Annotated in this window: 20 protein-coding genes and 3 pseudogenes; 7 read left to right on the forward strand and 16 right to left on the reverse strand. The window is 72.0% G+C overall.

The window, feature by feature from the left end:
• Positions 1-30 precede the first annotated feature (30 nt).
• Positions 31-894, forward strand: a complete 864-nt coding sequence (locus M2163_RS38720) for a phospholipid scramblase-related protein (RefSeq protein ID WP_280848252.1) — start codon at positions 31-33, stop codon at positions 892-894.
• A 6-nt stretch (positions 895-900) separates the two neighbouring features.
• On the opposite strand, the gene M2163_RS38725 is transcribed toward M2163_RS38720, so the two are convergent.
• Together M2163_RS38725 and M2163_RS38730 are read right to left on the reverse strand one after the other, a co-directional pair.
• The gene (locus tag M2163_RS38725) at positions 901-1848 is read right to left on the reverse strand and encodes a hypothetical protein (protein ID WP_280896318.1); all 948 of its coding nucleotides are present in this window, start codon (positions 1846-1848) and stop codon (positions 901-903) included.
• Positions 1845-2648, reverse strand: coding sequence for a phosphatase PAP2 family protein (locus M2163_RS38730; protein WP_280848249.1), 804 nt, complete (start codon positions 2646-2648; stop codon positions 1845-1847). Before M2163_RS38730 ends, M2163_RS38725 begins: the two co-directional genes overlap by 4 nt.
• Positions 2649-2880: 232 nt before the next feature.
• On the opposite strand from M2163_RS38730, the gene M2163_RS38735 reads away from it, so the two are divergent.
• Positions 2881-3495, forward strand: a complete 615-nt coding sequence (locus M2163_RS38735; protein WP_280896319.1) for a TetR/AcrR family transcriptional regulator — start codon at positions 2881-2883, stop codon at positions 3493-3495.
• Between the two features lie 149 nt (positions 3496-3644).
• On the opposite strand, the gene M2163_RS38740 is transcribed toward M2163_RS38735, so the two are convergent.
• Positions 3645-4643, reverse strand: coding sequence for a DUF2510 domain-containing protein (locus tag M2163_RS38740; RefSeq protein ID WP_280896320.1), 999 nt, complete (start codon positions 4641-4643; stop codon positions 3645-3647).
• 83 nt (positions 4644-4726) lie between these two features.
• A pseudogene (locus M2163_RS38745) lies at positions 4727-5368 on the reverse strand (anhydro-N-acetylmuramic acid kinase); the annotation flags it as partial.
• A gap of 3 nt (positions 5369-5371) precedes the next feature.
• Here M2163_RS38745 and M2163_RS38750 point away from each other — a divergent pair.
• Both M2163_RS38750 and M2163_RS38755 read left to right on the forward strand, forming a co-directional pair.
• Positions 5372-5515, forward strand: a pseudogene (locus tag M2163_RS38750) (metabolite-proton symporter); the annotation flags it as partial.
• A 294-nt stretch (positions 5516-5809) separates the two neighbouring features.
• A complete protein-coding gene (locus M2163_RS38755) occupies positions 5810-8479 on the forward strand; it encodes an AAA family ATPase (protein WP_280848246.1) in 2670 nt (889 codons plus the stop codon).
• Between the two features lie 55 nt (positions 8480-8534).
• Here M2163_RS38755 and M2163_RS38760 read toward each other — a convergent pair whose 3' ends face one another.
• The 8 genes from M2163_RS38760 to M2163_RS38795 are packed head-to-tail and all read right to left on the reverse strand — an operon-like array spanning position 8535 to position 15824.
• Positions 8535-9326, reverse strand: coding sequence for an SDR family NAD(P)-dependent oxidoreductase (locus M2163_RS38760; RefSeq protein WP_280896321.1), 792 nt, complete (start codon positions 9324-9326; stop codon positions 8535-8537).
• Positions 9327-9375: 49 nt separating this feature from the next.
• The gene (gene pcaD, locus M2163_RS38765) at positions 9376-10497 is read right to left on the reverse strand and encodes a 3-oxoadipate enol-lactonase (protein WP_280896322.1); all 1122 of its coding nucleotides are present in this window, start codon (positions 10495-10497) and stop codon (positions 9376-9378) included.
• Positions 10494-11825, reverse strand: a complete 1332-nt coding sequence (gene pcaB, locus M2163_RS38770) for a 3-carboxy-cis,cis-muconate cycloisomerase (protein WP_280896323.1) — start codon at positions 11823-11825, stop codon at positions 10494-10496. The genes pcaD and pcaB overlap by 4 nt, the downstream gene beginning before the upstream one ends.
• Positions 11822-12427, reverse strand: a complete 606-nt coding sequence (pcaG, locus tag M2163_RS38775; RefSeq protein WP_280848242.1) for a protocatechuate 3,4-dioxygenase subunit alpha — start codon at positions 12425-12427, stop codon at positions 11822-11824. The genes pcaB and pcaG overlap by 4 nt, the downstream gene beginning before the upstream one ends.
• Positions 12428-12433: 6 nt before the next feature.
• On the reverse strand, positions 12434-13207 hold the full coding sequence (gene pcaH, locus M2163_RS38780) for a protocatechuate 3,4-dioxygenase subunit beta (RefSeq protein ID WP_280848241.1): 774 nt from the start codon (positions 13205-13207) through the stop codon (positions 12434-12436).
• Positions 13208-13225: 18 nt separating this feature from the next.
• Positions 13226-14428 (reverse strand): thiolase family protein, encoded by a 1203-nt coding sequence (locus M2163_RS38785; protein WP_280896324.1) that lies wholly within the window; start codon positions 14426-14428, stop codon positions 13226-13228.
• Positions 14425-15069, reverse strand: a complete 645-nt coding sequence (locus tag M2163_RS38790) for a CoA transferase subunit B (protein WP_280896325.1) — start codon at positions 15067-15069, stop codon at positions 14425-14427. The genes M2163_RS38785 and M2163_RS38790 overlap by 4 nt, the downstream gene beginning before the upstream one ends.
• Complete coding sequence (locus tag M2163_RS38795) at positions 15069-15824, reverse strand: CoA transferase subunit A (protein WP_280848238.1); 756 nt, start codon at positions 15822-15824, stop codon at positions 15069-15071. The genes M2163_RS38790 and M2163_RS38795 overlap by 1 nt, the downstream gene beginning before the upstream one ends.
• A 165-nt stretch (positions 15825-15989) precedes the next feature.
• Between M2163_RS38795 and M2163_RS38800 the strand changes: the two genes are divergently transcribed.
• The gene (locus M2163_RS38800; protein ID WP_280896326.1) at positions 15990-16454 is read left to right on the forward strand and encodes a MarR family transcriptional regulator; all 465 of its coding nucleotides are present in this window, start codon (positions 15990-15992) and stop codon (positions 16452-16454) included.
• Here M2163_RS38800 and M2163_RS38805 read toward each other — a convergent pair.
• Positions 16455-17455: pseudogene (locus M2163_RS38805) on the reverse strand (DUF3048 domain-containing protein). It abuts the gene before it with no gap.
• Between the two features lie 195 nt (positions 17456-17650).
• Between M2163_RS38805 and M2163_RS38810 the strand changes: the two are divergent.
• Complete coding sequence (locus tag M2163_RS38810) at positions 17651-18841, forward strand: zinc-dependent alcohol dehydrogenase (RefSeq protein ID WP_280848235.1); 1191 nt, start codon at positions 17651-17653, stop codon at positions 18839-18841.
• 1159 nt (positions 18842-20000) lie between these two features.
• Here M2163_RS38810 and M2163_RS38815 read toward each other — a convergent pair.
• Positions 20001-21062, reverse strand: coding sequence for an ATP-dependent DNA ligase (locus M2163_RS38815; RefSeq protein WP_280848233.1), 1062 nt, complete (start codon positions 21060-21062; stop codon positions 20001-20003).
• A gap of 65 nt (positions 21063-21127) precedes the next feature.
• Here M2163_RS38815 and ligD point away from each other — a divergent pair, with 65 nt between their 5' ends.
• A complete protein-coding gene (ligD, locus tag M2163_RS38820; RefSeq protein ID WP_280896327.1) occupies positions 21128-22153 on the forward strand; it encodes a non-homologous end-joining DNA ligase in 1026 nt (341 codons plus the stop codon).
• Here the strand turns inward: ligD and M2163_RS38825 are convergent.
• On the reverse strand, positions 22140-24332 hold the full coding sequence (locus M2163_RS38825; protein WP_280896328.1) for a family 16 glycoside hydrolase: 2193 nt from the start codon (positions 24330-24332) through the stop codon (positions 22140-22142). The two genes, ligD and M2163_RS38825, sit on opposite strands and share 14 nt — an antisense overlap.
• The gene (locus M2163_RS38830; protein WP_280896329.1) at positions 24332-26830 is read right to left on the reverse strand and encodes a ThuA domain-containing protein; all 2499 of its coding nucleotides are present in this window, start codon (positions 26828-26830) and stop codon (positions 24332-24334) included. Before M2163_RS38830 ends, M2163_RS38825 begins: the two co-directional genes overlap by 1 nt.
• Between the last annotated feature and the right edge of the window lie 59 nt (positions 26831-26889).

Genomic DNA, 26889 nt, shown 5'->3' on the forward strand with positions numbered 1-26889 from the left:
ATCGCGGTGGTACCGGGGTAGTGTGCCCCGGTGACCACGCATTCGAACACACCTGCAGGCTGGTATCCCGATCCGCACGGAGCGGCCCAGACGCTCCGTTACTGGGACGGGGCGCAGTGGACCCAGCACACCCACCAGGACCAGCAGGGGGCGGGGCAGGCCCAGGCTCAGGCCGTGCAGGCCCCGCCGGTCCAGCAGGCACCGCAGATACCCCAGCAGTCGGCCGGCCCCGACCTCCGCGTGCAGCGCCAGGTGCAGCAGCAGGCCGGGGTCACCGGAGGCGGTGCGGGCGGCGGCACGCTGTTCACCGAGCCGGTGCTCGTGGTCAACCAGAAGGCCAAGCTGATCGAGCTGACCAACGAGTACAAGGTCATGGACCAGCACGGCAACCAGCTCGGCTCGGTCAGCCAGGTCGGGCAGAGCGCCTTCCGGAAGATCGTGCGGTTCTTCTGGAGCATCGATCAGTTCATGAAGATCAAGCTGGAGATCCGCGACGCCCACGGGCAGCCGGTCATGCTGCTGACCCGGCCGGGGAAGATCTTCAAGTCGCGGGTGATCGTGGAGCGTCCCGACGGTACGCCGGTCGGTGAGATCGTCCAGCAGAACATGATCGGGAAGATCAACTTCGCGCTCATGGTGGACGGCCGGCAGGTCGGCGCGATCAAGGCGGAGAACTGGCGGGCCTGGAACTTCGCGATCGTCGACCACACCGAGAACGAGGTCGCCCGCATCACGAAGACGTGGGAGGGGCTCGCCAAGACGATGTTCACCACCGCGGACAACTACGTGCTCCAGATCCACTACCAGCTGCCCGAGCCGTTGCTGAGCCTGGTCGTCGCCACCGCGCTGACGGTCGACACGGCCCTGAAGCAGGACGCCCGCGGGTTCGGCTGAGCGTCCCTACAGCGGTGTGAGGTGCCCCGGCTCCGGCTGCCGGGGCACCGTCATGTCCCGCAGGGCCCGTTCCACGGACGCGGTCGACGGCTCGAGAGCCAGCACCGCCGCCACCGGGTGGTCGTCGTCGACCGGCACCGCGGGCCTCCGGGTCAGCAGCACCACACCCCAGGCCGCGAGGCCCGCGCCCGCCAGCGCGAGCAGCACGCCCGCCGCGCCGCCCCGCAGGCTCTCGCCCAGCAGGGAGAGGCCGATCACCGCGGCGGCCACCGGGTTGGCCAGGGTCACCACCGCCAGCGGGGCGCCCAGACCGTCACGGTAGGCCGTCTGGGAGAGCAGGAGCCCGCCCGCGGCGAAGGCCGCGACGAGCAGGGCCACGCCGATCACCTGGACGCTGAGAAGTGGCCCGGAACGGTCCGTCGCGGCCACCGTCACGGTCTGGGTGAGCGCGGAGGCGACCCCCGAGGCGACCCCGGACGCCGACGCGTGCCGTATGCCGGGCCGGGCGCCGGGACGGGCCAGCACGCCGATCAGGGCCGCGGTCACGGCCGCCACCGCCACCGCCTCGGACGTGCTCAGCACCTTGCCGGGCTCGGAGCCCGACGCCACCACGAGGATCGCGGCGAGGCCGGCCAGCGTGTACGCGGTGCCCCGCCACTCCGTCGTGCTGACCCGGCGCCCGGCGATCCGCGCGCCCAGCGGGACGGCGGCGACCAGGGTGAGGGCGCCGAGCGGCTGGACCACGGTCAGGGGGCCGTACTTGAGGGCGACGACGTGCAGCAGCGCGGCCGACGCGTTGAGCGCGACCGACCCCCACCAGGCACCGGAGCCCAGCATCCGCAGCACACCGGAACCGGGATCGCGGGAGGCGAGGCGCTCCTGGGCGACGGCTGCGGCCGCGTAAGCGACGGAGGACAGCAGGGACAGGGCGAGGGCGAGCAGGGTGGCGTTCATCGGCCCGCTCCGACCAGGACGTTCTCCTCGGACTCGGCCGGGGCGAGCTTCTGCTGCGCCCGGCCTGCCGTGGTGGCCGTCCGGTGCGGCAGGTGAACCACTGCGAGGGCGATGCCGAGCAGGGCCGTCGCCACGACCGCGTCCATCCAGTAGTGGTTCGCGGTGCCGACGATGACGACCAGGGTCACCAGCGGGTGCAGCAGCCACAGCCGGCGCCACCGCGAGCGGGTGGCCACGATCAGGCCGATCGCCACCATCAGGGCCCAGCCGAAGTGCAGCGAGGGCATCGCGGCGAACTGGTTGGAGAGCGAGTCCGTCTGCGGCGGGCCGTACACCGAGGGGCCGTAGACCTTCGCGGTGTCGACCAGGCCGGCCGCCGCGAGCATCCGCGGCGGGGCCAGCGGGAAGACCAGGTGCAGCACCAGGGCGGCGCCGGTGACGGCGGCGAGGACGCGCCGGGCCCAGACGTAGTGGGCGGGGCGCTTCAGGTACAGCCAGACCAGGAAGGCGACCGTGGCCGGGAAGTGCACGGTCGCGTAGTAGGTGTTCGCGAGGTGCGCGAAGGTGTCGCCGTGCAGCAGCAGCGACTGGACCGAGCCCTCTCCGGGCAGGTGCAGGGTCCGTTCCCAGTCCCACACGCGGTCGGCGTTGCGGTAGGCCTCGGTGGTGTGGCCCGTGACCAGTTGCCGGCCGAACTTGTAGACGAGGAACAGTCCTACGACGAGCAGGAGCTCACGGACGAGCGGCGGCCGCGCTGTGGCGCTCGGCCCCGCTTCTGAAGGCTCGGTGCGGGCATTCATTCCCCCGGCCCTTTCGCTGACGGTGGTGCTGATACTGAATCCGGACAACGTGGTGACTCGTCCGGATTCCAAAACTCATCGATACGACCTCGTACCGATACGCCAGTGTACCGATACGGTCGGGTACCGGTACACTGGCGTATCGATTGACATACGACACACTGGAAACCGGGAATGAAACGCGGCGGCCGCGCAGCAGCCCGGCCGCCGGAGCGAGGGAAGGGAAGAGCTGATGACGTCGCAGGCCGCGAACGGACCGGAGACGGTCGCCGCCTCGCGCCGCTCCAAGATCACGCCCGAGCGTGAGCAGGAGTTCTTCGACGCCGTGCTCGAACAGGTCCGCGAATGCGGATACGAGGCCGTGACCATGGAGGGCGTCGCCGCCAGCACCCGGTGCAGCAAGTCCACCCTCTACCGGCAGTGGAAGACCAAGCCCCAGTTCGTGGTGGCCGCCCTGCGCTCCCGCCGCAGGTCGAAGTTCGACGGGATCGACACCGGATCGCTCGCCGACGACCTGCGCGAGGCCGCCCGGGCCGCGGGCCGGTGGTCGATGCACGACACCAAGCTGCTCCAGGCGCTCGGCCACGCCGTCACCCAGGACGCGGAACTCGCGCAGGCCCTGCGTGAGGCGCTGGTCGAACCGGAGATCGCCGCACTGAGGCACATTCTCCAGCGTGGGGTCGACCGGGGAGAGATCGCCACCGGACACCCGGCGCTGGAATACATCCCGGCCCAGATGTTCGGTGTCATCCGCGCCCGGCCCGTGGTGGACGGGAAGTACGCCGACCCGGACTACCTGGTCCGCTTCGTCGAGGCCGCCGTACTGCCGGCACTCGGCCTGACCTGAGACCCAGGCCGCCGTCCACGGGATGACTGGACGGTGACCTGCTCGCGCCGCACCGTGGGGACGGGGGCGGCGCGCACCCCCCGGCCGGGTGGGGTTCCTCCTGAGCGGGGAGCGCCCCACCCGGCCGACCGGTGTCCGGGGGCCGGCCGTCAGACGTCCTGGCCGCTGCCGCCGCCCGTCGACACCTTGATCCCCTTGGTGATGTCGTCGATCACGGTCTGCCCCTCTTCGACGTCGACACCGAAGCGCACCACGACGATCTGCTGCGGGTTCGCCGGGGACGGGAAGGCCAGGGACTCGACATAGCCGTCGGAGCCCTTGCTGGTGACGGCCTTCCAGCGGACCCGGTAGCCCTTCTGCCCGGCCACGGTCACCGCCTCGGAGTCCAGTACGTCGTGCGAGGTGATCGAGCCGTACGTCTTGCCGCCGTAGGACTGTTCGGCGTTCGCCTCGATGTCGGCCTTGGCGACCGCCTCGGCCGTGCTGCCGCGGGTGCCGAGAGCCAGGGCGGGCGCCGAGTAGGCACCGCCCTTGGTGCACTTCTCGGAGGTGTCACCGGGGCAGGCGTAGGAGTCGTTCGAGGTCACGGACGCGCCGACCTGGATCTCCTGGCCGTACCAGTCGTCCGGAATGGGCAGGCTGATGCCGTCGATCGAGTCGGTCACCGAACCGCTCTCGATCCTCGGCGCCTCGGACCCCTGCGGAGAGGGCGACGCGCCCCCGGTGCCTCCGCTGCCCCCGGTGCCTCCGTTGCCCCCGTCGTCGCCGAACGGTCCGCCCGGGCCGCCCTGACCTCCCGGTGCCCGCGAGGTGGCCGAGTTGCCGTTGCCGCTGGCGTCGCCGTTGTCGGCCAGGGCGTACACGCCCACGCCTATGCTCGCCAGGACCACGACCGCCACGGCCACGGCTATGCCCATGCGTCCGCGCCGCGAGGCGGCCGGCGGCTGGGCGGGATACGGGGGATAGACGGCGTACTGTCCCGCGTCCCCGGGGCTCGCGACCTGTTCCGGGGGACCCCATGCGGCGGCCGATCCGGCGGGCCGGGTCTGCTCGGTCCACGCCTTGCCGTCCCACCAGCGCTCGGCGGCGGGACCGTCACTTGTCTGCCCGGGGTCGGGGTACCACCCGGGGGGAGTCTCCTGCGTCATGCCCCCACCGTATGAGCACTCGGTGAAAGTGCGATGAGAGGGGAGGGCGGATTCCGGCCGAGGCGTCCCGGCACCACCGGCGGTCATTCCAGTACGAGCCGCACCGGGCGCTCCCGCGCGGGTGGCGGCAGGCGCAGTCCCTCGCGGCCGGGGGTGACGGAGCCCAGGACGCGTGCGTGGCGGGCGCCGGTGCTCGTGGGCTCGGTGCCGGGGAGGCCGTGCGCGGTCGGAAAGCCCAGGACGGCGAAGGCGTACGCCTCTTTCGCCGCGGCCGGCAGTGCCGGGCTCGTCAGTAGCAAGACGGCCGAACGGACCGGCAACACGGGCCGTCCCACCCGGTCGCTGAGCAGGCCCGCCGGGAGGATCGTGGCAGCAGATCCGAGGTTGGCGAGCAGGGTCGCGAGCAGCGCCTGCTGGAAGCCGGCGTTCAGCGTGCTCTGGAGATACGCCGGAAGCACCACCAGGAAGGTGTGACCGGCCGCGGCCCAGCCCATGATCCGCCCCGCGCCGAGCGCGATCGCCCCGGCGTCCTCCCCCGCACCCGGCCTCTCCCGAGCCGCCTCCTCCCGTCCGGTCTCCTCCCGAAAGGCAGGCGTCTCGTCCAGCCGCAGTCGCAGCCACAGGGCCCCGAGTCCCAGCGGCAGCGTCAGCAGGAACGGCACCCGCCAGCCCCAGGACGTCAGTTGCGCCTTCGTCAGTACGGTGGCGAGCAGCGCGGCGAACCCCCGTTCCTGAGGGCGCTTCAGGGGCTGTCGGCGGGTGGGGAGTTCGGCGGTGCGGTGTCGGTGATGACGGAGTCCGCTCCGGCGGGACGGCGCGGGCTGTACGGGGCGTGGCAGTCGTTCACGGTGGCGTGGGGACTGCCGGCCGGCGCGGAGCAGAAGGCCGGCCCGAAGGAGGCGTACGTCCTCACCAGCGCCTCGGCCTCGCTGCCGCCCTCCGGGGTGAAGAAGCGTGCCGCGATGACCGTGGCGAAGCAGCCGTAGACACCGACGCTGACTGTCGGTCAGGTTTGTCGACAGCAGGTCACGGGCGGGGCGCGTCGCCTGCCCGTACCGCAGGTCACCCGTCAAGGCAACAGGTACCGCGACCGCCCTCCGCTTCCGCACCCGGACGGCTACGCTCGAGATCTGTACGTCGTTCGGGCGACTTGGGGAGGTAGCGGGATGACGGAGGTACGGCCCATGGCGGCCGCCCCGGCCTCGCTGTGGGAGCGTGACGAGGAACTCGCCGCCGTCGAACGGGTGATCGACTCCCTGTGCGCGGGCCGCACGTCCTCGGGCAGCGTGCTCCTGATCCGCGGCGAGGCGGGCTTCGGCAAGACCGCCCTGCTGAACGAGACGCGCCGCCTCGCCGAGGCACGCGGCTGCACGGTCTGGTCGGCCCGCGGCGGCGAGACCCTCAGGTCCGTCCCCTTCAACGTCGTACGCCAACTGCTCCAGCCGGCCCTCCTGTCGCTGATGCCCGAGGAGGCCCGCGAGTACCTCGGCGACTGGTACGACATCGCCGGCCCCGCCCTCGGCATCGCGGACCCGGGCGAGCGGCAGGCCGACCCGCAGGGCGTGTGCGACGGACTGGTCGCCGCGGTGCGCCGGCTGGCCCGCCGGGACTGGCCGCTGGTGCTGATGGTCGACGACGCCCACTGGGCCGACCAGGAGACCCTGCGCTGGCTCGCCGCCTTCGCCGAGCGCCTGGACGACCTGTCCGTGCTGGTCGTGGTGGCCCGGCGCCCCGGCGAGGCAACCACCGAGAGCGACCGCCTCCTGGAGACCGTCGCCGCCGCCGCGGGCCGGCCCGTCACCAGCCTCAGCGCCCTCACCCCGGAAGCCACCGCGGGCCTCACCCGCGCCACCCTGGGCGAGCACGCCGACGCCCCCTTCTGCCGCGAGGTGTGGGCCGTCACCGGTGGCAACCCGTACGAGACCGTCGAACTCCTCGCCAAGGTCCGCGACAGCGAGATGGAGCCCAGCGAGGCCTCGGCCAACGAACTGCGGGAGCTGAACCGCTCGGCCCGCGGCGGCGGACTCGTCGCCCGCCTGGAGGAACTCGGCATCGACGCCACCCGGTTCGCCTGGGCGGCCGCGATCCTCGGCACCGACATCTCCGTCGACCTGGTGGCCAAACTCGCCACCCTCAAGCCGGACAAGGCCGCACTCTGCGCCGAACTCCTGCGCACCGCCCGCATCCTGACCGACTCCGGCGTGGAGAACGGCGAGCTGGAGTTCGTGCACCCGCTGATCGCCACCGCCGTCTACGACTCCATCCCCGACGCCCTGCGCACCGCCATGCACGGCATCGCCGCCCAGCTCGTCACCGACTCCGGGCTCGGTGCCGCGGCCGCCTCCCGGCATCTGCTCCAGGTCCACCCGGACGACGACGAGGAGCTCGTCGAGCAGCTGCGCGAGGCCGCCCGCGAGCACCTCCTCGTGGGCGCTCCCGACGCCGCCCGCCGCTGCCTGGAGCGCGCCCTGCTGGAACCCCCGGTGCCCGAGGTCCACGCGCGCGTGCTCTTCGAGCTCGGCTGCGCCACCCTGCTGACCGCCCCCGCCAAGACCATCGGCCACCTCCAGACCGCGCTCGCCATGCCCGGCCTGGAGGGCTCCGCCCGGGTGGACGCCGTGATCCGCCTGTCCCAGGCGCTCATGCACAACAACCAGCTGGAGGAGGCCGTCCGCACGGTCGAGGCGGAGGCCGCCCGGCACGAGGAGGGCCCGGCCCGGCTCCGCCTCCAGGCCGTGCAGTACACCTGGGAGGGGCTCTACCCGGGCGAGACCACCTCGCCGGGGCGCTCCGAGCGCCTCGCCGCCCTGGCCGCGACGTGCACGGGCCGCGACAACTCCGAGCGGGCCCTGCTCATCCTGCGCGGCTTCGACGCGATGGCCCGCGGTGAGAGCGCCGAGGAGATCGCCGAGGTCTGCGACCGCGCCCTCGTCAACGGCCGCCTCGCGCCCGGCCTCGGCTGGACCGACACCGAGTGGGGCCTCGAACTGCCGCTGATGCTGGCCAGCGCGTACGCCTTCACGGACCGGCTCGACCGCGCCGAAGCCCTGTACACCGACGCCCTGCGCACCTACGAGTCGGCCGGCTGGAGCGGCGGCCACCTCGCGCTCGCCCACGCCTACGTCGGCCTGGGCCACCGTCGGCGCGGCCGGCTCCGGGAGGCGGAGACCTCCCTGCGCGAGTCGCTGCGGCTCGCCGAGCGGGTGGGGCGTGGGCTGCCGCTGTACTGGTCGGCGACCTGCAACCTCGTCGACACGCTCCTCGCGCGCGGGCATGTCGAGGAGGCGTGGGCGATCGCCGAGCAGTACGGGTTCGCGCCGCCGTATCCGTCCACGATCGTGCTGCCCGACCCGCGGTCCGTGCGCGGGCGGCTGCTGCTGGCCGTCGGCAGGACCAAGGACGGGATCAACGAACTGGACGCCGCGGAGAAGGCGGCGGCGGTCCGGGGCCACCACAATCCGGTGCTGGTGCCATGGGCGGTCGATCTCGCGCGGGCGCTCGCCGTCGAGGACCCGGTGCGGGCCGCCCAGCTGGCCTCGGAGGTCCGGCGGCACGCCGAGCGCCTCGGCACGGACACGGCGATCGGTGAGGCGCTGCGGTGTGCGGCCGCGTTGGAGACCGGGCAGCGGGCGGTCCGGCTCGCCGCGCAGGCCGTCGCCTATCTGGAGGCCTCGCCCTGCCAGTACGAGCACGCGGCGGCCCGGGTCGAGTACGGCATCGCGGCGCGGTCCGTGGCCGAGCTCAACCGGGGCCTGGCGCTCGCGCGCTCCTGCGGGGCGGACGGCTTGGTGACGCAGGCCCGCGAGGTGCTGGAGACGGGGCGGGGACTGCGCTGACCTCGTCCGCGGGCCGGTGCGGGCTGGTCGCGCCGGCCCCGCGCCCCTGGGGGAGCTACGGCGCGAGGAGTCGGTCCGTCAGCGTCGCCAGACGCTTCTGCACCTCCCCGTCGTACGTCTCCTCGTGGGCCCGTGCCGGACGCGTCCCGTCGAAGTATCGGCCCGTGCCCATGTCCCGCGTGGCCAGGGCCAGCACACCCGGCGCCCCGTCCGCCGGCGTCGACCAGGGCGCCACCCCGCCCTCCCGGACCATCGCCGTGTCCATGAAGGTCGCCGGGTGCAGGACGTTGACCGCGACCCCGGTTCCCGCCAACTCCTCGGCCAGGGCGAAGGTGTGGGCGGCCAGGGCGAACTTGGCACGGCAGTACGCGGCGAAGCCCGCGTAGCCGCGGGTGAACTCCGGGTCGTCGAAGTCGATCGGCTCCTGGCCCGCCGACCCCACGTTGACGATGCGGGCGGGTGGGTTCGCCCGCAGCACCGGAAGCAGGGCCCGGGTCAGTGCCACCGGCGCCAAGTAGTTCACCGCCAGCCGCAGTTCATGCCCGTCCCCGCTCACCTCGCGGCCCGAACCGGGCGAACCGGAGCCCACGCCCGCGTTGTTGACCAGGACACCGAGCCCGGGGTGGGCGTCGGCGACCCTCGCGCCCAGCTCGCGCACCTGGCCGAGACGGGCCAGGTCGGCCACGAAGCCCTCGGCCCGGCCCTCGGTCCGCAGCTCCGCCACCAGACGTTCGGTGCGGCCGGGGTCGCGGCCGTGGGCGAGGACGAGGTGGCCGGCGCGGACCAGGTCGAAGGCGACGTGGCGGCCGAGCCCGGAGGTGGCGCCGGTGATCAGGACGGTCGGCATGCCCCCACGGTAGGCACATCGCCGTACCGGGTGCCTGCCCCTGCCGGGGTCACCCTTCCGTCTCCTCCGCCAGCACCCGCTGGGCCGCGGCGAACGCCGAGTTCGCCGCCGGGACCCCGCAGTACACGGCCGTCTGCAACAGCACGGCCCCGATCTCCTCCGGCGTGAGGCCGTTGCGCCGCGCCGCGCGCACATGCATGGCCAGCTCCTCGTAGTGGCCGTGCCCGACCAGCGCCGTCAGCGTGATCATGCTGCGCTCGCGGCGGCTGAGCGTGGGGTCGGTCCAGATCTCGCCCCACGCGTACCGCGAGATGAAGTCCTGGAAACGGGCGGTGAACGGCGTCTGCCGGGCCTGCGCCCGGTCCACGTGCGCGTCCCCGAGCACCTCGCGCCGCACCTCCATGCCCCGCTTGGCGCCTCCGTCGAGATGCGTGCGCAGAGCGGTGAGGACGGCTTCCGGGCACTGCGCCGGGGCCAGGTGCGAAGCCCCCGGGAGTTCGACGAGCGTGGCGCACGGCACCGCGTCGGCGATCTCCCGCAGATGGGGCGGCGGGGTCGCCGGGTCCTCGCGGCCGGCGATCAGCAGGGCCGGCGCGGAGACCTGGGCCAGCCGGTCGCGCAGGTCGAAGGAGGCCAGGGCGTCGCAGCAGGCCGCGTACGCCTGCGGATCGGCCTCCGCGTGGTCCCGCACGAGCTCCGGCACCGTGAAGTCACCCGCGAACCAACGGGAGTTCGCGCTCTCAAGGAGCCACTCCACCCCCTCCCGGCGGACCCTCTCGGCCCGTTCGTGCCACGGCTTGGCGCCGTTGAAGTGCGCGGAGGAACAGATGACCGCCAGCGACTCGACGCGCTCCGGGTGGTGCACCGCGAGATGCAGACCGACGGCACCGCCCAGCGACACCCCGGCGTACGCGAACCGCTCGACGCCGAGCGAGTCGGCGAGCGCCAGGACCAGGTCGGCGAGGTCGCCCACGGTGGCCCCGGGACCGATCAGGCCGGCCGCCGAACCGCCGTGCCCGGGCAGGTCCCAGCGGATCACCCGGTGGGTGAGGGACAGCTCCGGCGCCACCTTGTCCCACAGGGCGTACGACGTCCCGAGTGACGGTCCGAGCAGCAGCGGGGGAGCGGAAGCGGGGCCCTCAACGCGGTGGTTGAGGAGTGTGTCGGTCAACGTCGCTCCAGAGCACGGTCGGTGAGAGCACCGGCGGAACCGGTGTAACGGGCGGGGTCGGTGGGCTCGTCGAGGTCGACGTCCTTCAACTCCGCTTCCTGAGACAGGAGTTCGGCCAGAGAGCGTCCTTCGCTGTAGGTCCGCCTCGCGAGGTCCGTGAGCAGTGCCTTGGCGCGGGCGCGGCCCAGCACGGGTGCCAGCTCGGCCGACAGCCGCTCGGAGACGATCAGACCGTGGGTGAGACCGAGGTGCGCCCGCATGGTGTCGGCGTGGACCCGCAGTCCCCCGGTCAGTTCGGCGGCGTCCCGTGCTGCTCCGCCGACCAGCCGCAGCAGGTCTCTGAGCGGTTCCCACTCGGCGTGCCAGGCCCCGGCGGGCCGCTCGTCCTCGGCGGCCAGCGAGCCGTACAGCGTGGCCGCGAGCTGCGGCGCGCGCCGGGCGGCGGCGGCGATCAGTGTGGACCGCACCGGGTTCGCCTTGTGCGGCATGGCCGAGGAGCCGCCCCCGCCGTCCTCCGCGAGCTCGGCGATCTCGGTGCGGCCGAGCACGAGCACGTCCGCGGCGATCTTGCCGAGCGCGCCGGCGGTGAAGGCGAGACAGCCCGCGAGGTCGGCGATCGGGGTGCGCAGGGTGTGCCAGGGGAGCACCGGTGCCCGCAGTCCCAGCTCCGCGGCGAAGGCCGCCGTGAGGGCCTGGGTGTCCTCGGCGCCGTAGGCCGTGAAGGCGGCCAGGGTCCCGGCCGCGCCGCCGAGTTGGACGGGCAGGGAGTCTCGTACGGCTGTGACCCGGTCCCGCGCGTCCAGGACCAGCGACCGCCACCCGGCGGCCTTGAGCCCGAACGTCGTCGGAACGGCGTGCTGGGTGAGCGTCCGGCCGGGCATCGCCGTGTCGCGGTGCTCGGCGGCCAGCCCGGCCAGGGCCTGCTGGACGCGGTGGAGGTCGGCGAGGACGAGGCCGAGCGTGCGGGACGCGACCAGCACGGCCGCGGTGTCCAGGACGTCCTGGCTGGTGGCACCCCGGTGGACGTACGGGCCGTGTTCCTCGCCGACCGCCTCGCTGAGATCGGCCACCAGCGGGATGACGGGGTTGCCGCCGCCGCGCGCACGCTCCGCGAGGGACCGCACGTCGAACCGGGCCGCGTCGGCCGCCTCGGTGACCGCGTCCGCCGCCTCCTGCGGGGCGAGCCCCAGACGGGCCTGCGCCCGGGTCAGCGCGGCCTCCGCGTCCAGCAGCGCCTGGAGGTGGGCGGCGTCGGAGGCAGCCGCGGCGGCGGGGGAGCCTGCCCACCCGGGGGCGAGCAGGCCGGTGTCCGGATCGGGAGAAGTCACTGGAACTCCAGGAAGACCGTTTCGCCTTCGCCCTGAAGGCGGATGTCGAAACGGTAGGCGCCATCGCCCTGCGGACGCGCGATCAGCGTGTCGCGCCGCTCCGCGGGCACCCGGGCCAGCAGCGGGTCGGCCGTCAGGGCCGCCTCGTCGTCCGGCAGGTAGATCCTGGTGTACAGGTGCACCAGCAGACCGCGCGCGAAGACGCACACGCTGATGTACGGGGCGCTGTGCCCGCGCGCTCCCGGCCGCAGCGTGCGGGCGCTCCAGTGCCCGTTGGCGTCGGTCTGGACACGGCCCCAGCCGGTGAACTCCACGCCGTTGCGGCCGAGGTAGCCGCCGGTCGCCGGGTCGCGCCGGATCGAACCGTCGACCCGCGGGACGTTGCCGTCCGGGTCGGCGCTCCACAGCTCCAGGAAGGCGTCCGGCAGCGGGTCGCCCTCGCCGTCGGTGACGTAACCCTGGAGGACGATCGTGTCCGGGTGGCCGACGGGCGCGATGTCGCCGCCGCCGGGGAAGGGCAGGGCGTGGCCGTAGAAGGGGCCGACCGTGTGCGACGGGGTCGGCAGCACGGTCTCCGGACGGCTGGTGTCGATCTTCGTCATGGCTGGTCAGCGTCCTTCTTCGATCCAGGTGGCCTGCGGTCCGTCGAGCACGATGTCCCAGTGGTAGCCCATCGAGAACTCCGGTACGGACAGGCTGTGGTCGTAGGTGGCGACGAGCCGCTGGCGGGCCGCGTCGTCCGTGACCGACTGGATGATCGGGTCGTAGGGGAACAGCGGGTCGCTCGGGAAGTACATCTGCGTCACGAGCCGCTGGGTGAACGCCGTGCCGAAGATCGAGAAGTGGATGTGGGCCGGCCGCCAGGCGTTGAGGTGCTGGCGCCAGGGATAGGGGCCCGGCTGGATGGTGGTGAAGCGGTAGCAGCCGCTGTCGTCGGTCAGCGTGCGCCCGACGCCCGTGAAGTTCGGGTCCAGCGGGGCGTCGTGCTGCTCGCGCTGGTGGGCGTAGCGGCCGGCCGAGTTCGCCTGCCAGATCTCGACCAGCTGACCGCGCAGCGGACGGCCGTTGCGGTCCAGGAGGCGTCCCTCGACGGTGATCCGCTCACCGATCGGCTCGCCGTGGTGCTGCCGGGTCAGGTCGTTGTCGATCTCGGTGATGTCCCGTTCCCCGAAGGCGGGCGAGTGCAGCTCCACCAGCTCCGGGTCCTTCGAGACGTCGATGCCGATCGGGGGCTGCTTCGGGTGCCGCAGCACCGAGGAGCGGTAGGGGGCGTAGTCGCGGCGCGGCTGGTGCTCGACGGGGGCGCCGTCGGCGAGCCGCTTCTCGTAGGCGGCGTGCTCGGCGGCGATTTCCCGGTCGATGTCCTGCTGGGTGAGAGTCATGGGGATTCCTGCGTTCCGTTAACGTTCGAGGACGAGAGCGAGACCCTGGCCGACGCCGATGCACAGGGTGGCGACACCGACTCCGCCGCCCCGGCGGGCGAGTTGATGGGCGACCGTGCCGGCCAGCCGCGCGCCGGAGGCACCCAGCGGGTGGCCCAGGGCGATCGCCCCGCCCTGCGGGTTGAGGATCGCCGGGTCGAACTCGGGCCACTCGGCGACGCATCCGAGCACCTGGGCGGCGAAGGCCTCGTTCAGCTCCAGCACGGACAGATCGTCAAAACCCTTGCCCGCCTTGGCGAGTGCCCGGTTGACGGCCTCGACGGGAGCGAGCCCGAAGTAGTGCGGGTCCAGCGCGTTGACGCCGGTCGCGGAGATCCGGGCCAGCGGCTCGCGACCGGTCGCGGCGAGGCCCTCGTCGTCGACGAGCAGCAGTGCGACTGCACCGTCGTTGAGCGGAGAGGCGTTGCCCGCGGTGACCGTCCCGCCGTCCTCGCGGAACGACGGCTTGAGCTTCGCCATGGCCGCGAGCGACGCGTCCGGCCGTACGCACTCGTCGGCGCCGAAGGCGACCGGCTCGCCCTTGCGCTGCGGGACCGGCACCGGCGCGAGCTCGGCGTCGAACAGCCCCGCCGCCCGGGCCGCGGCCGCCTTCTGGTGCGAGGCCAGCGCGAACTCGTCCTGCTGCTCGCGGCTGATCTTGTGCTTGTCCGCGATCAGTTCGGCCGACTCGCCCAGCGGAATCGTCCACTGCGGCTCCATCCGCGGGTTGACCATGCGCCAGCCCAGCGTGGTCGAGTACAGCTCGGCGTGCCCGGCCGGGAAGGGCTTGTCGGACTTGGGCAGCACGTACGGCGCCCGGGTCATCGACTCCACCCCACCGGCGACGACCACGGAGGCGTCCCCGACGGCGATCGCGCGGGCCGCCTGGATCACGGCCTCCAGACCCGAGGCGCACAGCCGGTTGACGGTCACACCGGGCACGGAGGTGGGCAGGCCGGCCAGCAGCGCGGCCATCCGGCCCACGTTGCGGTTCTCCTCGCCCGCGCCGTTGGCGTTGCCGAAGTAGACGTCCTCGATCCGGGACGGGTCCAGGTCGGGTGTACCGGCGAGGAGTGCACGGATCGCGTGGGCGCCCAGGTCGTCCGGGCGGACCGGGGCGAGTGAGCCGTTGTAACGGCCGAACGGCGTGCGGACCGCGTCGACGAGGTAGACGTTCTTCACCGCAGGTCCTCCGCGACGGTCAGTTTGGCGTCGGTCTTGGCGACGATCTCCTCGACGCCCACCCCGGGTGCCGTCTCGACCAGTACGAGACCGTCCTGCGTGACGTCCAGGACGCCGAGGTCGGTGATGATCCGGTTCACGCACGCCTTGCCGGTCAGCGGCAGCGTGCATTCCGTGAGGATCTTCGGGCTGCCGTCCTTGGCGGTGTGGGTCATCACCACGATGACCGTGCGGGCGCCGTGGACCAGGTCCATCGCCCCGCCGATCCCGGTGATCAGCTTGCCGGGGATGGCCCAGTTGGCCAGGTCGCCGGTCTCGGACACCTGCATGGCACCCAGTACGGCCACGTCGATGTGCCCGCCCCGGATCATCCCGAAGGACAGCGCCGAGTCGAAGAAGGAGGCCCCCGGCAGCACGGTGACGGTCTCCTTGCCGGCGTTGATCAGATCGGTGTCGACCTGGTCCTCGGTGGGGTAGGGGCCGGTGCCCAGGATGCCGTTCTCGGACTCGAGGATCACCTCGACGTCCTCGGGGAGGTAGTTCGGGATCAGCGTCGGCAGACCGATGCCGAGGTTGACGTACTGCCCGTCCTCGAGCTCCCGGGCCGCCCGCGCGGCCATCTCCTGGCGACTCCAGGCCATCAGCTGCTCACCGTCCGCTGCTCGATCCGCTTGTCCCTCGCCTGCTCCGGCGTCAGCGCGAGGACCCGCTGCACGAAGATCCCTGGCAGGTGCACCGCGTCCGGGTCGATCTCGCCGGGTTCCACCAGCTCCTCCACCTCGGCGATCGTGACCTTGCCGGCCATCGCCGCGAGGGGGTTGAAGTTCCGGGTGGACTTGTTGAAGACCAGGTTGCCGTGCCGGTCGCCCTTCGCCGCCCGGACCAGGGCGAAGTCGGTGCGGATGCCGTGCTCCAGGACGTACTCGGTGCCGTCGAACTCCCGCACCTCCTTCGGCGGGGAGGCAAGGGCGACGCCGCCCTTTCCGTCGTAGCGCCAGGGCAGCCCGCCGTCGGCGACCTGGGTGCCCACGCCGGCCGGGGTGAAGAAGGCGGGGATGCCGGCGCCACCCGCCCGCAGCCGCTCGGCGAGCGTGCCCTGCGGGATCATCTCGACCTCCAGCTCACCGGCCAGGTACTGGCGGGCGAACTCCTTGTTGGCGCCGATGTAGGAGCCGGTCACCCGGGCGATCCGCCCGGCGGCGAGCAGGACCGCGAGGCCGGACTCCATCGCCCCGCAGTTGTTGGAGACCACCGACAACCCGTCGGTTCCCTGCTCGTACAGGGCCTGGATGAGCACGTTCGGCACACCGCTCAGCCCGAAACCGCCCACCGCGAGCGACGCGCCCCGAGGCACATCGGCCACCGCCTCCCGGGCCGTGGCGACCACCTTGTCCATCCGCGTAGCCCCATCTCTCCCATTGCTCAGTGCACTGAGTATTTCAGCGAGGTTTCTCTTAAGCTGCCACTGTGGCAGCCTGGCGTCAAGGCTCACTACTCTTCAGTGCACCGATCAAAACTGCACCGACCACATCACATCAGCCAACCTGACTCGGGAGCGCACATGGCCGCGGTGGACCTCACCACCCACCCCGGGCACCTCGCCCGGCGGCTCCAGCAGGCGCACTACCTGCTGTGGAACACCATGGTCTCCGAGGAGATCACCTCGCCCCAGTTCGCGGTCCTGAACGCGCTCGTCGCCGAGCCGGGGCTCGACCAGCGCACGGTGGGGGAGCGGGTGGGACTCGACCGGTCCACCATCGCCGAGGTCATCAGCCGGCTCGGCCGGCGCGGACTGCTCGACAAGGTCCGCGACCCCCAGGACGGCCGCCGCTTCCTGCTGCGGCTGACCGACGACGGGGTACGCACCCACCGCAAGCTGACCGTGCGCACCGCCCGGATGAACCAGGTGTTCCTGGCCCCGCTCTCCGAGGACGAACAGCACCGCTTCTTCGAGCTGATCCGCCGGGTCGCGGACGCGGCGGAGGGGCTCCGCAATCCCGCGGAACCCCTCGTCCCCCAGCGCTGATCAGGAGGCCTTCGCGAAGACCACCCACACCTGGCCCTCGGCGAAGTTCACCGGGGAGCCGTCCGCGGTGGTGAACTCCGTGCCCTCGGCGGCCTTCGCCGCCGCTTCCAGTGCACGTCGAAGGCGCGTCCGTCGCGCAGCACCTTCGCCCTGCCCGAGCCCACCGTCACCGTGTACGGCGAGTTGTTGCCGAGGAAGTCGTGGAAGGCGGACTTGCGCACCTTCACGTACTGCACGACGACGGTGGCCGGGGCCAGCCGCTTGCCGTCGGCCGTCACGTCCGGCGCGCCGTCCATCGAGACGAGCCAGCGCTTGCGGCTCTGCGACCACGTGAAGCCGAAGCGGGCGGCGGGGTAGCGGACCGTCTCCGAGGTGTCCGGGGTGCCGCCGGCCGGCGCGGGGCCGTAGCGGAAGCCGGTCGTCAGCGCGGCCGCGCCCGGGGTGGTGGGCACCAGGCGCTTCGGGCGCAGGTAGAGGTTGTGCGGGATGGCCTTGTCGGTGCCGCGGAAGTAGGCGCCGGAGGCCTGCTCGGGGGTACGGGCGGTCAGGGGCGCCCGGTTGATCAGGGGCATCAGTTTGCCCTGGGCGCCGGAGAAGGCGAGCGTCGGGTCCTCGAACTGCCGCAGCAGCTCCAGGTCCGACTCCCGGGCGCTGCGCACGGGGCCGACGGCCTTCGGCAGCTTCGTCGCGTAGACCGCCATGAGGCGGCTGAGCCCGCCCTCGACCTGCTCGGCGTAGACGACGTCCGCGGAGTCGAGGCCGGTCTGCGGGCGCGCCGCGCGCACGTTGTCGATCTTCACGGCGAGCACGGAGGGACGGTGGGCCTTGCCGCTCGGTTCGGAGGTGTCCGGTGGTGCCGTGCGGATGTGTCCGCGTCCGTCGTCGGCCGGTACCGGGGTGCCGTGTCCCGTGCAGCCCGCGGCGAAGAGGCCCGTGGCGGTCAGCAGTGCCGCCGCCGTACGCGCGCGTCTCGTGCGCGCCCTGTGCTCCGTACCCACCATGCCCACCGTGCCCGCCCGTCTCGTGTCTTTGATTGTGCGCTTATAAGTTCATTGGTGGCCATACCCGTCTGTTTCTGATTAGTCGCGTCGACTACGCCGATCGGCCCTGGATCGCGGTTGGGCGGGAGCCCGCCCGGGTACCCGGGGCGCCTGTCCGAGGACCGACACATGACCTGACGGAGGGAGTGCCGGGCGATGAAGGCAGTGACCTGGCAGGGCAAGCGGGACGTACGGGTGGAGGAAGTGCCCGATCCGAAGATCCAGGAACCGACGGACGCCGTCATCCGGATCACCTCGACCGGACTGTGCGGCTCCGACCTGCACCTCTACGAGGTACTCACTCCGTTCATGACACCGGGCGACATCCTCGGCCATGAACCCATGGGCATCGTCGAGGAGGTCGGCGCCGCGGTGCCGGACCTCGCGGTCGGCGACCGGGTCGTCGTGCCCTTCCAGATCGCCTGCGGCAACTGCTGGATGTGCATGACCGGCCTGCCGACCCAGTGCGAGACCACCCAGGTGACCAGCGAGGGCATGGGCGCCGCACTGTTCGGCTATACCCGTCTGTACGGCGCCGTACCGGGCGGCCAGGCCGAGTACCTGCGCGTCCCGCAGGCGCAGTTCGGGCCCATCAAGGTCCCCGAGGGCCCGTCTGACGACCGCTTCGTGTACCTCTCCGACGTGCTGCCCACCGCCTGGCAGGCCGTCGCCTACGCGGACGTCCCCGAGGGCGGCAGCGTCGCCGTGCTCGGACTCGGGCCCATCGGCGACATGGCCTGCCGGGTCGCCCAGGTGCGCGGCGCCGGGCGCGTCTTCGGCGTGGACCTCGTGACCGAACGGCTGCGCCGGGCACGCACGCGTGGCGTGGAGACGTACGACCTCAGGAGCTTCGACAGCGAGAAGGAGCTGGTCCAGGCGATCCGCGACGAGACCGACGGGCGCGGCCCGGACGCCGTGATCGACGCCGTCGGCACCGAGGCGCACGGCAGTGCGGCCGCCCGCCTCGCGCAGAACGCCTCGGCCCTGCTGCCCAGGAAGCTCAGCGGGCCGTTCGCCGAGCGCTTCAGCATCGACCGGCTCGCCGCCCTGCACACCGCGATCGAGCTGGTCCGCCGCGGCGGCACCATCTCTTTGAGCGGCGTCTACGGCGGCATGGCCGACCCGCTGCCCATGCTCACCATGTTCGACAAGCAGATCCAGCTCCGGATGGGCCAGGCCAACGTACGCCGCTGGAGCGACGAGATCATCCCGTACCTGACCGACGAGGACCCGCTCGGCGTCGACGACTTCGCAACCCACCACGTACCGCTGTCGGACGCCCCGCACGCGTACGAGATGTTCCAGAAGAAGCAGGAGGGCGCGGTCAAGGTACTGATGCGGCCCTGACGCCGACGGACTGGCCTCGGCGCGGCTCGGAATGCGCGGGCTGGCCGGCTCCGACCGTGCGCGGCCTGGCCGGGGCGGCTCCGACCGTGCGGGTGTGGCTGGTGGGGGTCCTGGCCGCGGTTCGGCTGGTGCGGCCCCGGCCGTACGGGCTGGGCTGGTGCCGCGCCCGTCGCGCGGGCCCGTCGGATACGGCCCTGGCCGCGAGGGATCGCCTCGTCGGCTTCGCCCGCGCGGGCGCGGCTGGTGTGGTCCTGTGGCTTTCAGGGGCCCGGCCGGTGGGGCTACGACCCCGGCGCCTCGGCTTGTGCCGCTCCCGCCGCGTCGGCTCGGCTGACGCGGTGCCGACCGCAAAGGGTCCGGCTGGTGGGGGTTTGGACCTTGGGGGCTGGGCTGGTAAGGCGCCGGCCGCGCGGGCTCTATCCATGCGGTCCCGGTCGCGCGAGCCCGGCCGGTGGCTTACGACCGCTGGGGTTCGGCTGGTGCGGTGGTGGCCTGGGCGGGCCCGGCGGGTGCCGTTGGGACCGTGCTGACTCGGTTGCCGTGGACTTGAGCGCATCGGCCCTGCTGGTGCGGTGCGGACCGTATGGCTGGGCGGTGCGGCGCCGGCTGCGCGGGCTCGATCGATGCGGTGCCGGTCGCGCGAGCCCGGCCGGTGGCTTACGACCGCTGGGGTTCGGCTGGTGCGGTGGTGGCCTGGGCGGGCCCGGCGGGTGCCGTTGGGGCCGCGCTGACTCGGTTGCCGTGGACTTGAGCGCATCGGCCCTGCTGGTGCGGTGCGGACCGTATGGCTGGGCGGTGCGGCGCCGGCTGCGCGGGCTCGGTTGCACGTGGACCCGCTCGCGGGAGCCCGGCTCGTTGGTTTCGAGCGTGCGGATTCGCACTGGCGTGGCTGCGAACCGCGCGCCTCCGCTTGGGTGCCGTCCGGACCTTCGCGGGCCCCGCTGGGTACTTCAGGCCCCCGCGGGCTCCGCTGGTGCGCCTCCGACCGCGCGGGTTCGCCGGATGGGCTCCAGACCCCGCGGGCTTCGCTGGTGGCTCACGTCGCGCCCGCTCGACTGACGCGGTCCCGGCCGCGGAGGGCCGGCTGGGACGGTCCGGGTGCCTCCGTCGGTGACGCTGTGACCCGGTCGACCCCGCCGGCCCGGCCCTGCCTCGCCGCTCAGCCCAGGATTTCGTCCAGGTCGTAGCGCACCGGCTCCTCCAGTTGGGCGTATGTGCAGCTCTCCGGCGTGCGGTCGGGGCGCCAGCGGCGGAAGCGGGCGGTGTGGCGGAACCGTACGCCGTTCTCCATGTGGTCGTACGCCACCTCCGCCACCCGTTCCGGCCGGAGCGGGACCCAGGACAGGTCCTTCTTGCCCGACCAGCGGCTCGGCGCCCCGGGCAGCCGGGCGCTCTCGTGGGCGGCCTCCTCGGCCCAGGCGGCCCACGGATGCCCGGAGACGTCCGCCATCCGCAGCGGCTCCAACTCCTCGATCAGTTCGGCGCGCCGCTTCATGGGGAAGGCCGCGGACACGCCGACGTGCTGGAGCGCGCCCCGGTCGTCGTGGAGGCCGAGCAGCAGGGAGCCGACGACCGGACCGCTCTTGTGCAGCCGGTAGCCCGCGACCACCACGTCCGCCGTGCGCTCGTGCTTGATCTTGAACATGGCACGCTCGTCAGGGAGGTAGCGCAGGGTGAGCGGCTTGGCGACGACCCCGTCCAGGCCCGCGCCCTCGTACTCCTCGAACCACTGCCGGGCCACGTCGATGTCCGTGGTCGCCGGCGCCACGTGCACGGGCGGTGTCGTGCCGGACAGTGCCGTCGTGAGCAGGTGCCGGCGGTCGGTCAGCGGGACGTTCAGCAGGGATTCGTCCTCCAGGGCCAGCAGGTCGAAGGCGACGAAAGAGGCCGGCGTCCGCTCCGCCAGGGTGCGCACCCGTGAGTCCGCCGGATGGATCCGTTCGCTCAGCGCGTCGAAGTCGAGGTGCCCCTCCCGCGCGATGACGATCTCCCCGTCCATCACACAGCGCTCCGGCAACCGCTCCCGCAACGCCTCCACCAGCTCGGGGAAGTACCTGGTCAGCGTCTTGCCGGTTCGGCTGCCCAGCTCGACCTCCGGCCCGTCCCGGAACACGACGGCCCGGAACCCGTCCCACTTCGCCTCGTAGTGCATGCCCGGCGGGATCTTCGCCACCGACTTGGCGAGCATGGGCTTCACAGGGGGCATCACCGGCAGATCCATGGTCCGATTCTGCACGCGCATGCCCCGAAATGCCTGATATGCCGGGCTCGCTTACCGTGGCTCGCATGGGTGACGCGGTGGAACTGGAAGCGGGCGGCCGGACCGTACGGCTGTCCAGCCCGGACAAGATCTTCTTCCCGGAGCGCGGCTTCACCAAGCTGGACCTCGCCCGCTACTACCAGGCCGTCGCCCCCGGCATCCTGCGCGCGCTGCGCGACCGCCCCACCACCCTGGAGCGCTACCCGGACGGCGTGACCGGCGAGAACTTCTTCCAGAAACGGGCGCCCAAGAACATGCCCGACTGGATCCCGACCGCCCACATCACCTTCCCCAGCGGCCGCAGCGCCGACGAGATGTGTCCCACCGAGGAGGCCGCCGTGCTGTGGGCCGCCCAGTTCGGCACGCTCACCTTCCACCCCTGGCCGGTCCGCCGCGACGACGTCGACCACCCCGACGAACTGCGCATCGACCTCGACCCACAGCCCGGCACGGACTACGACGACGCCGTGCGCGCGGCCCACGAACTGCGGTCGGTCCTGGCGGAGTTCGGCGGTCTGCGCGGCTGGCCCAAGACCTCCGGCGGACGCGGACTGCACGTCTTCGTGCCCATCGAACCGCGCTGGACCTTCACCCAGGTGCGGCGGGCCGCGATCGCGGTCGGGCGCGAGATGGAGCGCCGGATGCCGGAGCACGTGACCATCAAGTGGTGGAAGGAGGAGCGGGGCGAGCGCATCTTCATCGACTACAACCAGACGGCCCGCGACCGCACCATCGCCTCCGCCTACTCGGTACGGCCCCGACCGCACGCCCCCGTCTCCGCACCCCTGCGCTGGGAGGAGGTCGGCGAGGCGCACCCGCAGGACTTCGACATCGCGACCATGCCCGCGCGCTTCGCCGAACTCGGCGACGTGCACGCGGACATGGACGATCACGCCTTCTCGCTGGAGCCCCTCCTGGAACTGGCCCGCCGTGACGAGCACGACCACGGCCTCGGCGATCTGCCGTACCCGCCCGAGTATCCGAAGATGCCGGGGGAGCCCAAGCGGGTACAGCCGAGCCGTGCCAGGAAACCAGGTACTACAGCTCCTTGATCCTGACGTCCCGGTACGAGACCACGTCCGTCGTGCTGTGCACCTGGAGCCCGACGTAGCCGGAGGAGAACCGCCGTCCGTCCGTGCCCGGGTCGTCCGAGCGGGCGGGATAGAAGTCCTGGCCGCCGATGTTGTCGAACTCGTTGATCAGCACGCCGTTGCGGTAGACCGAGTAGTGCTGGTCGACCACCCGGATCTCGTAGTCGTTCCACGTGCCCTTCTGGGTGACGCCCGCACCGGCGAGCCCCACGCGGTCGAAGCCGTAGACCGACCCGGTCTTGTACATGTCGCCGGACGGCGAGTCGAACACCTGCACCTCGTGGCCGTACTTGATGGCCGCCCACTCCGGCCGGGGCTCCTCCGGGTGGTCGTGGACCCACGGGAACCGCACGAACACACCGGAGTTGGCGTTGCCGGTGCCCGGGGCGTCGTCCCGCCACTGGAGCTTGAGCGAGAAGTCGCCGTACTTGCGCTCCGGGAACCAGAGCATGCCGAGACCGTCCCGCGTGGTGCCGGACGTGATCGTCCCGTCGCCGTTGAGGGCGAACGAACCGCCGCCCACCTGCTGCCACTTGGCGAAGGAGGCCGCGCTGCCGTCGAGGATCGTGCGGTAGCCCTCGGTCTGCCCCGGCCTGCCGATCCCGGACTCGCGGGCCGCCGCGTCGATCGCGTCGTACTCGCGCTCGTCGACGACCCCCTCCTTGTAGAGCTTGTCGAGGACCGTCTTCACGTGCTTGAGGAACAGCGCGTGGGACGTCCACTCCTTCTCGTCCTCGATCAACTCGTTGATACGGCAACGGCTGTTGGTGATCCGGTTCGGCACCCCGGAGTCGACCGTGCCGACGATCACCGTCAACCGCTCGTCGAGCTCCGCGCAGTGGGGCGCCGGAACCTGGCTCGAGACCACCGTGAAGGTCACCGTGCGTGCCGCCGAGGTGTTCCCCGCCTTGTCGGTCGCCCGGTACGCCAGGGTGTGTGTGCCCGCCCGGTCGACGACCACGGGAGCGCCGTACGCGAGGTAGGGCCCGGCGTCGATCGAGTACTCGACCCCGGCGACACCCGAGCCACCCTCGTCCGTGGCGCTCACGGTCACCCGGGCGTTGCCCACGTAGGCCCCGTCGGAGTTCCGCGTGCCGTCCACGGTCACGCCGGTCACCGGCGGGACGGTGTCCTGCGGTGCCGCCGCGACCACCGTGAACCGGACGCTCTTCTCGGCGGCCACGTTGCCCGCCTTGTCGGTCGCCCGGTAGCGCACGGTGTGGGAGCCGACCTGGTGCACCATCACGGGCATGGTGTACGGCTGCCAACTCCCGTCGTTCACGGCGTACTCGATGGTGTTGACCCCGGACCCGGTGTCGGACGCGGACACGGTCACCGTGGCCATGTCGACGTAGGTGCCGTCCGGGTTCTGCTCGCCGCTGACCGTCGCCGAGGTGTCCGGCGGGGCGGTGTCGTCGGAGGGCGGCGGGACGACCGTGAAGGTGACGCTCTTCTCGGCGGAGACGTTGCCCGCCTTGTCGACGGCCCGGTAGCGGACCTTGTGGTCGCCGACCTGGTCGACGACGACCTGGGCGGTGTACGGCTGCCAGGCGCCCGTGTCCCCGATCGCGTACTCGATCCGGTCGACGCCGGAGCCGCCGGCCTCGTCGGTCGCCGTGACCGCCACGCTCGCCGAACCGACGTACTGGCCCTGCGCGTTCTGCGTGCCGCTCACCTGGGCCGTGGCCGAAGGCGCGGTGGTGTCCTCGCCGCTGCCCTCGGTCACCACGAGGATGCCCTGCATCTGGCCGTGGCCCGGGATCGTGCAGTGGTAGAAGTAGCGGCCCGGGGTGAGGGTGACCTCGGCGGTGTGGCGGCCGCCCATGTCGTCGTTGGGGTTGGCGAGGATGTTGAGCTGGACGTCGTCGTTGAACTCGGGGTCGCTGGTCACGAAGGTCAGCGTGTGCGGCATCCCGGTGGTGTTGCCGGTGGCCGCGCTGTTCTCGAAGACGATCGTGGCCGAGCCCGCGACCGCGGTCGCCGGGGCCGAGGTGTACTTGGTGATGTCGTCGCCGGCGGACCAGGTGAGTGTCTGGGCCGCCGCCGCGACCGGGTCGGGCCGTGCTGCGGACGTCGACTGGAGGCCGAGCATCATCAGCAGGGCGGCCAACAGGACGGTCAGAGCTCTCCGGGGGTGCATCACTGCCCTCCTCTCGCGAGCTGTCCGGCGGCCGGGGTCGGTCCGCCGCCCTGGTAAGTGACCCGCCACAGCGCCGACTTGGCGTCCGAGGTGAAGAACCCTCGTCCGTAGTCGAGGACGTACAGCGCGCCGTCCGGGCCGAACTTCCAGTCCATGAGGTTCTTGATGCCGTCGTTGCCGACCGGCACGATCTTCTTGAGGGACTCGGAGTGGACGGGCAGCCCGCCCTCGCCGTGGTTCTTCGGATCCGTGATGACCGCGTTGCGCGGCTGGTCGGCGTCGTAGAAGTCACCGACGAACCACTTGCCGTCCCAGTAGGAGGGCCACTTGACGGTGCTCCCGGCCGCGGCGGTGTCGTAGCGGTAGACCGGCCCGTTCATCGCCGCCTGGCCGCCGCCCTTGAGCCACGGCAGCAGGTACTTGGCCTCCTCCTGCTTGTAGGACGGGATGCCGTTCGCGTCGCGCGGGTAGTCCGGAGCACCGCCCTGCGGCGAGTACCAGATGTTGTTGCCGGTGACCGGCGGCAGGTTGACCAGGCCGTCGTTGTTGGGCGACTCGTTCTTCGGGTGGTCGCAGTCGTACCAGCCCAGCGGCTGGTCGGGGTTGGGCAGGTTGCGGTCCCGGTAGGGCTGCTTGTTGCCCATGCAGTACGGCCAGCCCCGGTTGCTCGCCTTGGTGATGACGGCGAAGGTGTCGTACTTGGCCGGACCCCAGGTCGTGGAGGGCGAGCCGGCGTCCGGGCCGACCCATCCGGCGTACAGGACGTCGGTCTTCTTGTCGACGGAGATCCGGGCCGGGTTCCTGACGCCCATGACGTAGATCTCGCCGCGGGTCTTGCCGCCGCCCTCGGCGGTCTCCTTGCCGGTGAAGAGGTTCCCCTCGGGCAGGGTGTACGTCCCGTCCGCCTCCGGGTGGATACGGAGGATCTTGCCGTTGAGGTTGTTGGTGTTGCCCGCGGTGCGGCGCGCGTCCGCGAAGGAGACGCCCTTGTAGTTCGGCTGCGGGTTGTTGCCGGAGTAACCGCCGCTGAAGCCGCTGGAGTTGTTGTCCCCGGTGGCGATGTACAGGTTGCCCTTCGAGTCCCAGGCCATCCCGCCGCCCGCGTGGCAGCAACTGTGCACCTGGACCGGCCACTTGAGCAGGACCTTCTCGCTGTTCAGGTCCAGCTTGTTCGTCGCGAGGTCGAGGGTGAAGCGGGAGACCCGCCGCTCGGCCATCTGGGTGTCCCGGTTGAGACGGGAGTGCGGGGTGTAGTGCAGGTACACCCAGCCGTTCTCCTCGAAGCGCGGGTCCAGCTCGATCCCGAGCAGCCCCTCCTCGACCTTGACCAGCTCGTCGCCGCCGCCCTTGTTGCCGAACACGGTCAGCGCGCCCGCCAGGGTGACCTTCCTGGTCTTCGGGTCGTAGACGTGGATCTCGCCCTTGCCCTTGCCGATGTCGGGGTTGTTCCAGTCGGTGATCACGGGCTGGGAGGAGTCGGCGCCGCCCCGGCCGATGTACAGGACCCGTCCGTCGGGTGCGGTGACCAGGCCGTGCGGTTCGCCGATCTGGTCGTTCTGCCCCGGCTGGTTGGGCTGGGTGAGGCGCTCCGCCTTGTAGTTGGCGTTGATCGTCGCCTTGCAGTCGGCCTGGACGAGACGCGAGGTCCACAGCAGCGCGCCGCGCAGATGGGCCCGGAAGTCCGTCTCGTCGTACGAGGAGACCGTGCCGCCCATGCCGGTGTAGAAGGACCGGCCGCCGTCGTAGTCCCGGCACCAGCTCACCGGATGGTCCCAGCCGTTGGCGCCGGCACCGGGCTGGTAGGTCGACTCGCGGACCCGGGCCACGGTGTGCACGTCGCCCGACGGGTTCTTGGTCCAGTTGAACCACTGGTCGGGGCGCTTCCACTGCACCGGCAGGTCCTTGGTCGCCGGATGCTGCCGGTCGCCCACCTCAACAGTGGCCCGCTGGACGGCCGTTGGACTGGAGGCAGCCGGGCGGGCGCCGACGAGCCCCGTGAACCAGTCGGAGTACGGCTCGGCGCGGGCCGCGTCATGGATGCCGACGAAGCCGCCGCCCGCCTCCATGTAGGCCTCCAGGCCCGCTTCCTGCTCGGGGTCGAGGACATCGCCGCCACCGGTCAGGAAGACGATCGCGTTGTAACCGCCGAGTGCCTTCTCGTCGGTGAAGACCCGCGCGTCGTCGGTGGCCTCCGTCTCGAACCGCTGGTTCGCCGGACCGGACAGCCCGATGCTCTCGATCGCCGCGATCCCGGCGCTGACGACCGGCGACTCGTCCCCGCCCGCCGCGCTCCCGTAGAAGACCAGCACCCGTACGTCCCCGCCACCCGGCGGCGACTTGACGGACATCGTTGTCACGGTCGAGTCGGGGGCAGGCAGTGCCCCCGCGGCCGGTCCGGACATCAGACCGGCGGTGACGACCCCCGCGGTCACGGTGGCCGCCCAGATCCGTCTCCTCGCACTTCCTCCGCTTCTCGCGCTCAACCCTCGTAAGTGCATGGGCACCTCCTCGGTCACAGCAACAGCGCCTTGGAAGCTAGACCCCTTTGCGTCACTCG

The organism is Streptomyces sp. SAI-135, from assembly GCF_029893805.1.
Classification (GTDB): Bacteria; Actinomycetota; Actinomycetes; order Streptomycetales; family Streptomycetaceae; genus Streptomyces.